This window comes from Ruegeria sp. HKCCA4008 (genome assembly GCF_013033125.1).
Lineage (GTDB): Bacteria > Pseudomonadota > Alphaproteobacteria > Rhodobacterales > Rhodobacteraceae > Ruegeria.
On sequence record NZ_WQDM01000005.1, the window covers coordinates 289,611 to 295,992 of the forward strand.

The window sequence follows — 6,382 nt, forward strand, 5'->3', positions numbered from 1 at the left end:
ACCAGAAGGTTTGTATATGTCGATTGTTTTTTCGTCGCGCCGTCCACTCTTATCCAGTCCACTGGACAGGCAGGGCGGTTTGGGCCCGAAGCGCCAGCGCGCAGACGGTGGGGCAGATCCAGCGAGACAACGGGTCAAAGCCCGTTTGCACCTGACGCAGGAGATGCGCGTGTCTGAGTCAGATCCAGATTCGACGGTTGAAACCGAAGCGCCACAGCAATCCGAAGACCAAAAACACTCACGCGAACAACGGCGCGCTGATCCTCCCCATCAGCGTGCGCAGCCGCAATCCGCGCAAGATGAAGACCCGGCGGGTGGCGGCAATGGGGTGGCCGATGCCGACGGCCCGGATCCGGCATCCGCCGGGGACTCGACTGCGCGCAAGACCCCCTCTGCACGCGCATCCGGTGAGAACGGCATAGGCACCACGATCGAGGCCAAGGCAAACCAGCCACTGTTGCAAACGAATTCTGGCGGCGGTGATGGGAACGGGCCACCCCAAACCTTCCACAAACGCACCCCGCCCGAAGATTTCCAGCGCACGTTGCGCGTTTCGATGCGGGCGATCCGGCGCAATCTTGCGTTTGTTCTGGTCCTGACCTGCGCCACGAACATTCTGATCCTGGCGATCCCGATCTATCTGTTCCAGATCAGTGACCGGGTTCTGACCAGCCGGTCGCTGGACACGCTGATCATGCTGACGGCCATCGTTGCAGGGGCGGTGATCTTCCAGTCTGCCTTTGATGCGGTGCGGCGGTTCATGCTCATGCGGACCGGGGTCGAAGTGGCGGCCCGGCTGGGCGCACCGGTTCTGAGCGCGGCGGCCCATGCGTCGCTGCACGGAAACGGGCGCGAGTATCAGACATTGGGCGATCTGCAACAGCTTCGTGGTTTTCTGGTCTCGGGCACGCTGCTTTCATTTCTAGACGTGCCGTTTGCACCCCTGTTCATTCTGATGATTTTCCTCGTGCATCCGCAACTGGGCATGATCGTGGTGGTTACTGCGTTGATTCTTATGACGATTGCACTGATCAACCAGAAAACGACTGCCAAGCCATTTGCCGAGGCCAACAAGGCGCAGTCCATGGCGAACCTGCATCTGGATTCGATGTCTCGCAACAGTCAGATCATTAATGCTCTGGCAATGATACCCGAGGCCGTGCGGATCTGGGGGCGGGATACCGCCCAATCGCTGACCTGGCAGGTGCGGGCGCAGGACCGCAACGTGATCTTCGCTGCAATCTCGCGCGCAGTTCGCCTTTTGACGCAGATCGGAATTCTGGGTTGGGGCGCGTTTCTGGCGCTGCAAGGAGAGATCACAGGCGGTATGGTGATTGCGGCCTCGATCATTGCCGGGCGTGCCTTTGCGCCGATTGAAGGTTCGATTGAAGGATGGAACAGCTATCTGCTGACGCGCGGAGCCTACGGCCGGATCAAGGCGCTGCTGTCGACCTCGGCCCTGCAATACGAAAAACTGCGCTTGCCACGGCCCGAAGGTCGTCTGGATGTCGAACGTCTGCTCTTTGTACCGGGCGGAACCAAACGCGTGGTTCTGAACGGCATCACGTTCTCGCTGGTTCCCGGCGAAACTTTGGCCATCATCGGCAATTCCGGTGCCGGGAAAACCACGCTTGGGAAAACTCTGGTGGGATCCATTCTGCCCACATCGGGCAGCGTCAGGCTTGACCTGATGGACATCCGAAACTGGGACCCGCGCCAGTTTGGCGAAAGCATCGGCTACCTGCCGCAGGATGTTCAGCTGTTCCCGGGCACGATCAAGGACAATATCGGCCGGATGCGGGCGGATGCCACTGACGAACAGATCCACGATGCTGCCGTTCTGGCCGATGTTCATAACATGATTGCAACGTTGCCGCAGGGATATGAAACCGTGGTGGCCGCTGATGGTTCGCCTTTGTCCGGTGGTCAGAAGCAGCGTATCGCACTGGCTCGGGCGTTTTTCGGCAACCCCAGGATGGTTGTGCTGGATGAACCGAATTCAAATCTCGACGTCGCGGGCGACAAGGCGCTGGCATGTGCAATCGAACAGGCACGTCAAAGCAAGATCACCGTTGTCGTCATTACGCAGAAGCCGACGTTGTTGAATGTTGTCGATAAGATCATGTTGCTGACGGACGGGCGTGTGGCCCTGTTCGGTCAGCGTGATCAGGTTCTTCAGCAGATCAACGGGCCGCGCAAGCAGACTGGAATTGAAGGCCAGCAGGGGGGCTGACCATGAATGACCTCGTACCTGTGAACAACTCAGCCAATGAACCAGAAGTCTGGTATGCCGAGGTTCCGCGCTCGATCAACAGGTTGATAGTGATCGGGGTGGTATTGCTTGTCGTGTGCTTCGGCGGTTTCGGGGTCTGGTCCTTCAGTGCCCCACTGGCCGCAGCGGTCATCGCGCAAGGCAGCTTTGTGGCCACAGGCCGCAACAAGATTGTCCAACATCTTGAAGGCGGCATCATCGAAGACATCAAGGTTGTGGAAGGTCAGGCGGTTCAGGCAGGTCAAGTGTTGATGACCCTGGACCAGACCTCGGCCCAGGCCAATGAGCGTGAATTGCATATTCGCAAGCTGCGCCTTCAGGCCATGACCGAACGGTTGCTGGCCGAGTACGGGGAACGCGACCGCCTCGTGTTTTCGCAGGCGCTTGTCGAAGCATCCGAAGATCCTGAAGTAATGGCCATTCTGGATGGGCAAAAGCTCAGCTTTGATGTGTCGCGCAAGACGCTGCTGAATGATTTGGCCCTGCTGGAGCGCAACATGGAAGCGCTGAAAATCCGATCCAGCGGATTTGAGGCGCAACTGGATAGCATGGCCCGGCGCGCCGAGATTTTGCAGGAGGAGTTCGAGGCCAAAAGCCAACTGTTCGAAAAGGGCCTTGTCCGCAAAGGAGAGCTGAACACCATCCGTCGTGTCCAGGCCGAAGCCGAAGGTCAGCAGGCCCGGTTGCAGGCGGAAGCCGCTGAAATCAATCAGATGCTGCTGAAATATGACGAACAGATCGCTCGTACGCGGTCCGCCTATCGTGAGGCCGCACTGGATGAACTGGGCGTGATCGAAGCTGATCTGGAAAGCGTGCGTGAAAAATCCCGACAGGCGCGCAGCGTTCTTGACCGGGCCGTGGTACGCGCGCCGGTAACCGGAACTGTGGTGCGATTGCATTATCACACGCCGGGCGGTGTGATTGAGACCGGGGAACCGATAGCCGAAATCCTGCCCGCAGATGCGCCCCTGATCATCGAGGCACAGATTCCGCGTACCGAGATTGACAGTGTCGTCACGGGGCAGACCGCCACAGTCCGCCTGATCGCGTTGAACCAACGCACAACGCCTGTTTTGTATGGCGAGGTTTTCTATATCTCGGCCGATGCGCTGCTTGAGGATTCGACCGGTGTTCCGCAGGAAGTCTATCTGGCACGAGTCTCACTGACCCCGGATGAGTTGCAGCGCGTGCGCGGCTTTGTTCCGACACCGGGGATGCCCGCAGAAATCATGATCCAGACCGAGGAGCGCACCTTTGCGGCCTATATCGCCAAACCGGTATCAGACAGCATGTCGCGCGCGTTTCGCGAGCAGTAACACGCGCGTTTCCTTCCATGTCTACACCTTCCAAAATTCGCATGTTAACCTCTGCGCGGTGACGTAAAGGAGAACTCACATGCCGGTGACGGTGAAAGAGATGATGGAAGCGGCCAACGCGGTGGTCGAGCGTATCGATGCGGCCAAGGCAAAGGCGATGACCGAACAGGGGGCGCTGCTGTTGGACATTCGCGATGCGAATGAGCTGGAACAGACGGGCCGCGCCGTCGGGGCGCATCATATACCCCGCGGCATGCTGGAGTTTCGGGCAGACGATGCATTGCAATCACATGACCCTGAACTGCGCAAGGATCGCCCTATCGTGTTGTACTGCGCATCAGGCGGGCGCGCGGCTTTGGCCGGAAAACTCCTGAAGGATATGGGATACCAGAGGGTGTACAATCTTGGTGGATTGACGGACTGGGTGAATGGTGGCGGTGAAATCGCCAAGTCCTAGCTTCGGAACCGTCTGAAACTGACACAAATCAAAGCACAACATATTCGAATCGTGAAATATTTGGCCGGAAGCCATCAAAAGGAAAGCCCGGCCATGTTTCGCCTTGCCGCTATGCTGTATTCACTGATTGCAACTGCTCTGTCTGGTTCGGCCGTAATCGCCGTGCTGTCGGCCGGAATGGTGTCCGTCAGCGCAATTGTGGGCGCCGCGGCCGCTGGGGCCGTAATCGCCGCTCCGGCATCCTGGATGGTGGCCAGGCGGCTGTATCAAGGCGCTTGATCAGGCGTTCAGGAAGGTCCTGACGGCAGCTTCGAACTCGCGCGGTTTTTCGGCGTGCAGCCAGTGCCCGGCGCCGGGGATCTTGGCAAATCGCGCGCCGGGAAACAGCGCGCGGATTTTGGCTCGATGTTCCGGCAAGACGTAATCTGAATCGCCCCCCGACAGGAACAGCGCGGGGCCTTGCCACTGTGCGTCCAACTCGGGAAAGCCCATGATATTTGGCATCTGGTCCGCCAACACATCCAGGTTCAGCAGCCAACGCTTTCCCTTGATGTCCAGCGATTGGGTAAAGAAGCTCTGCAATGCTTTTTCAACGCCTTGCTCGGCCAATTGCTGTTCGGCATCCGAGCGGCGCGCAATGCGCGAGAAATCCACGGCACGCATGGCCTCGATAAATTGAATTTGGCTGTGCGTGTATTTCACCGGCGCAATATCTGCGACCACCAGTTTGTTCACCAGCGCGCCGTGTTGCAGCGCAAGTGTCATCGCGGCCTTGCCGCCCATTGAATGCCCAAGTACGTCCGCCGTCCCGCCAGTCCTTTCGATGACCTCGGCGATATCCTGCGCCAGATGGGGATAGTCATGACAAGCGTCCCACGCGCTGTAGGCGTGGTTACGCATATCGACGGCCACAACCTGCCGCTGGTCTGATAGCCGTCTGGCAATCACGCCCCAGTTTCGGGCCGATCCATACAGGCCGTGGGCAATGACAAGGGGCGGTCGGGCGGTCGGTTCGCCATGTATGATGGTGTTCAGCATGGACCGCGTGATACAAGTCACCGCCGGAAACGACCAGCCCCATTGTAGGTCATGGGCGCTGCCGCTAGATTGCCTCCGCAGGAGGCCACCAATGGCGCAGGACCCAGACATTCAGACCCGGATCGCCGAAACGGTTGTGTTGCTGCGCGCAAAGCTCGGGGTGCGCGACAAGACGCTCGAGGCATCAATCCGCAAGGCCAAGCGCCGACTGCCGCGGCGCGTCTACAAGCAGGCCTTGATTCTGGCCCGGGCCGAGGCGATGGCCTCTCATCCCAAACTGAGGCTGGTTCTGGATAACCCCAGGCTGATCAAGGCGTCCGACGTGGTGCAGGAACATCTGGGGTCCATCAATCTTGCGGATCGCAGATGGGGTTGGTTCCTTGGCCTGCTGGGGGGGCTGGCCTTCAACATGCTGGCACTGACGACACTTCTGTTGGTTTTTCTGTGGTGGCGCGGCTTGATCTGAGCTTGGATTCTGGACTGCGCGCCAAGGCCGGAACATGGCGCAAACCCCTGTGTGCGGTAACATCGAATGCACGGATCCGGTGTGAACAGCTGCGCGAAAGGCTGGTCGGGGCGGAAAAAGCGCGTATTGACCAGAATGGCCTTGGCGACCGTGGGGCCCGGGACCTTGCCCAAAACACCGGATATGCGCTGGGCGAGATCCAGAACGTTTTCAGGGATCTGACGCATAAAAACGGCGCCTCATGGCGCCGTTCCGTGTTGGAGGATGGACCAGTTACAGGTTCGGATAGATCGGGAAGCGTGCGCAGAGGTCTGCGACTTCGGCCTTGACCTTGGCCTCGACGGCGCCGTTGCCGTCTTCGCCCTTGGCGGCCAGGCCGTCGACCACTTCGATGATCCAGTCGGCGATCTGGCGGAATTCGACCTCGCCGAAGCCGCGCGTCGTGCCGGCGGGCGACCCCAGACGGATGCCCGACGTGATGGTCGGCTTTTCGGGGTCAAACGGCACGCCGTTCTTGTTGCAGGTGATATGCGCCCGGCCCAAGGCTTTCTCGGTGGCGTTGCCCTTGACACCCTTGGGGCGCAGGTCGACCAGCACCACATGGGTGTCGGTGCCGTGGGTCACCGTGTCCAAACCGCCCTTGATCAGCTGATCCGACAACGCCTGAGCGTTGACGACGACCTGTTTGATGTAGTCTTTGAACGAAGGCTGCAACGCCTCGCCAAAGGCCACGGCCTTGGCCGCGATCACATGCATCAGTGGGCCGCCCTGGATGCCCGGGAAGATGGCCGAGTTCACTTTCTTGGCGATATCTTCATCATTGGTCAGGATCA

The 6,382-nt window shown here is 59.4% G+C and carries 6 protein-coding genes and 1 pseudogene; 5 read left to right on the forward strand and 2 right to left on the reverse strand.

Annotation, left to right across the window (positions count from 1 at the left end; all coding sequences use genetic code 11):
- Nucleotides 1-169 precede the first annotated feature (169 nt).
- The 4 genes from GOW60_RS13625 (at nucleotide 170) to GOW60_RS13640 (ending at nucleotide 4,324) form a co-directional block, all read left to right on the forward strand.
- The gene (locus GOW60_RS13625) at nucleotides 170-2,233 is read left to right on the forward strand and encodes a type I secretion system permease/ATPase (RefSeq protein ID WP_371813362.1); all 2,064 of its coding nucleotides are present in this window, start codon (nucleotides 170-172) and stop codon (nucleotides 2,231-2,233) included.
- A 2-nt stretch (nucleotides 2,234-2,235) separates the two neighbouring features.
- Complete coding sequence (locus GOW60_RS13630; protein WP_171172658.1) at nucleotides 2,236-3,588, forward strand: HlyD family type I secretion periplasmic adaptor subunit; 1,353 nt, start codon at nucleotides 2,236-2,238, stop codon at nucleotides 3,586-3,588.
- A 79-nt stretch (nucleotides 3,589-3,667) separates the two neighbouring features.
- Complete coding sequence (locus GOW60_RS13635) at nucleotides 3,668-4,045, forward strand: rhodanese-like domain-containing protein (protein WP_171172659.1); 378 nt, start codon at nucleotides 3,668-3,670, stop codon at nucleotides 4,043-4,045.
- A 93-nt stretch (nucleotides 4,046-4,138) separates the two neighbouring features.
- Entirely contained in the window at nucleotides 4,139-4,324 is a 186-nt protein-coding gene (locus GOW60_RS13640) for a hypothetical protein (RefSeq protein ID WP_152457401.1), read from the forward strand.
- Here the strand turns inward: GOW60_RS13640 and GOW60_RS13645 are convergent, their stop codons facing one another.
- Nucleotides 4,325-5,083: an alpha/beta fold hydrolase gene (locus GOW60_RS13645; RefSeq protein ID WP_171229699.1), complete on the reverse strand. Its 759-nt coding sequence runs from the start codon at nucleotides 5,081-5,083 to the stop codon at nucleotides 4,325-4,327.
- Nucleotides 5,084-5,174: 91 nt separating this feature from the next.
- Between GOW60_RS13645 and GOW60_RS13650 the strand changes: the two genes are divergently transcribed.
- Nucleotides 5,175-5,549 carry a hypothetical protein gene (locus GOW60_RS13650; protein WP_171229700.1) on the forward strand — a complete coding sequence of 125 codons (375 nt, stop codon included), beginning with the start codon at nucleotides 5,175-5,177 and terminating at the stop codon, nucleotides 5,547-5,549.
- Nucleotides 5,550-5,822: 273 nt separating this feature from the next.
- Here the strand turns inward: GOW60_RS13650 and glyA are convergent.
- A pseudogene (gene glyA, locus GOW60_RS13655) lies at nucleotides 5,823-6,382 on the reverse strand (serine hydroxymethyltransferase); the annotation flags it as partial.